We start from the raw sequence: 2,561 nt of genomic DNA on the forward strand, positions 1-2,561 counted from the left end.
TGGGAGTTTTGAGACTACTATATGCGTTTTTTTGTTGATTTACCAACATGTTTAGACATTTTCCTCTAGGAAAAAATTAACTAGCACCACGGGTTATGAAAAGAATCTTTTTATCTTTTCCCCTAACGGTAGTCGCTAGACTTTAAGTGCCTTATTTTCTCTTTTTTTACTCATTTAAATAAAATTCTGATTTATCTTGTTGTGGATCAATTCATAATACGCCTTACTAGAAACCGCTGTGCTTATCTTAGCTTTATTATTTTACAAATCTTACACGATCAAACTGCAAAAACGACCATTTATTGTAATCTGTGTTTGATTTGTTTTATCAAATTTTTCATTTGACTAATTAGCTGCCTCTTCATTCTTCTCCTGCATAATGACCTCAATCTTCTCTTCAGCAAAAAAATGGCTAAAAACAGAAGTATCATGTATAATTAAATTAAAATTAAAATAATTAGAGAAGGTTAAGTTATGGATGAATTTCAAATGATAAAAAGCACTCTTGCATCTATAAAAGAATATGTATCAATGAGAAGTAGCTTTCCTAATGAAAGTGATAGAAACAACGTTATAAGGAATTTTAATATTCAGTTTATAGGAAAAGAACGTAAAAAAGTTATTTCTATAGAGATTGCTAATTATTTAAAATTAGAAAATAGGATATTTAACAAATATATTGAAGAAGTTGCCAATGAACTCCACATCAAATTAGAAGGACTCCATAAGGTAAATTCTGTTACTTCGGAAGCTGATGCGTATTATATTTATCTTTGACAATAAGCAATTGATATATTTTAAGTAAACATAACTTTGATGTTTATAAATTGATAGACAGCAACGGAAATAGTAAAAACAAGGATGTGAATTTCAACTCTTCCTAATTGTTCTTACTATTTTTCAACCGTTGCTGTCTATCGCATTTCATCATTCTTTCAATCCGAATTAATTAGGGTACTTTATCGGCATATCTAGTATTTAACCATCAATACCATGACTACTATCGTAAAATCCGTCTTTTATTTTTATTCCGTTCCCTCCCATTGACGATCATTATCCAATATAGAAATCCAAACTTACGAATAGCCTCACTCGCATTAACAACACGCCGATTTGCCATTTTATATACTTCTTCTTCAGAAACTTTGTTGTGACTTCTCCCCTTAGTCTCATTTCTTTCTCATAATAAATAAATAGTGATAAAATAAATATATTGGGAAAGAGAAAAAATAAAGAGGATATAACTTTGTTATTTATTAGTAAAATCTTATTCTGGGTTACTTGTGCATATAAAATTATTGTTCTAAGTTGTTTGAAAATATGGCGTAAAAAAGATTGTTTATTGGTCGTCTCATTCCTCCCATTTATCTATTTCATGATCAAGATTTGGGATGATTCAGATTCTGATCCCCTTTTTTTATCCAATTATTTAGTTGGGTTAGTGTTTTCGATAGTATTTTTTATTTGTATATTAATTTATCTGAATTCAAAAAATTAACTTTTCCAGCTCTTGTAGCTGGCTTCTTTTGTTTCTAGCCTAATTATTTTTCTAAAAAGTTATTTGAATAAATACTCTTTTTGAGAGATCTTAGCCAAACCATTTTTTAAATAGCTAGGGATTCTGCGCTAACTTAAACGGCATAACTCAGTTTATACATGGATTCTTTTGATTAATCCAAAGTTGTTTCCAACTCATCCACTGATTCCAAGGTATCCAAGGCATTATTAGATGTACACCTATTCTCATGTGACAAATAAGATAAAAACTGAAACGATAGATATCATGGAGAATTTAAGAAAAAATTCTTGAATTTTACCAAAAAAAGCCACCGGTAACAATCCGGTGGCAAACCCAAAAGAAATCCAGGCTCGAGTTGGTAATTCTAGATTAGTTACTACTATGGATGCTTACGCACATGTAACCAAAAAAATGAAAAATGAAGCTGTTGATATTTTCGCCCAACGTCTGAAAAGATCTTTGATTTAAAATGCAAAAAATTCGCCCAAGTAAAAACTTGGGCGAACATAGGGCGAATATTTTTGAATTTCACAAATTTTGGAAGCTAAGAAACTCCTAAATTCCTTGCTACTTCTTACTTTCTTCCTCATCCATTTTCAGAACGGCCATGAAGGCTTCTTTTCGCAATAATCTAACTGTACTATTCTCTATTAATCTAAGATAGTCTCTAAGCTTCTAGTATTAAAGGTTATAAAGGAACTAAATAATCTCTTCTATCTTTAGGTCATTTCAAAACACCTGAGAAAACCTCAGTCATCGGTGGCAAAATGGTGGCAATATTTTTTTGCTGCATTATTAAAAATAGTAACAAAAACTTTATCACGATCTTTCCATTTCCATCATTATCTTACCAATTTCATTTTCAATTCTATCTAGAACTCTTTGTATTTCAGATCTAACATTGTAAATATCTTCAATATACTGTTGCGCTGTATAATTATCTGGTATTTGGAATGGCAACAGTTTTTTTGACAAATTTTATAAGGTGCAGAACTTCTTTCCGTATGCTATTCCGATTGTCCTTGACAATGAGCCTCCTCGG

General features: G+C 30.7%; 1 protein-coding gene. It reads left to right on the plus strand.

Features of this window, described 5'->3' with window-relative positions:
• The first annotated feature begins 474 nt into the window (after positions 1-474).
• Complete coding sequence (locus tag DIZ30_RS12605) at positions 475-777, plus strand: hypothetical protein (protein WP_002324900.1); 303 nt, start codon at positions 475-477, stop codon at positions 775-777.
• Positions 778-2,561 lie beyond the last annotated feature (1,784 nt).

This window comes from Enterococcus sp. H57, assembly GCF_003112495.1.
Taxonomy (GTDB): domain Bacteria; phylum Bacillota; class Bacilli; order Lactobacillales; family Enterococcaceae; genus Enterococcus_B; species Enterococcus_B faecium.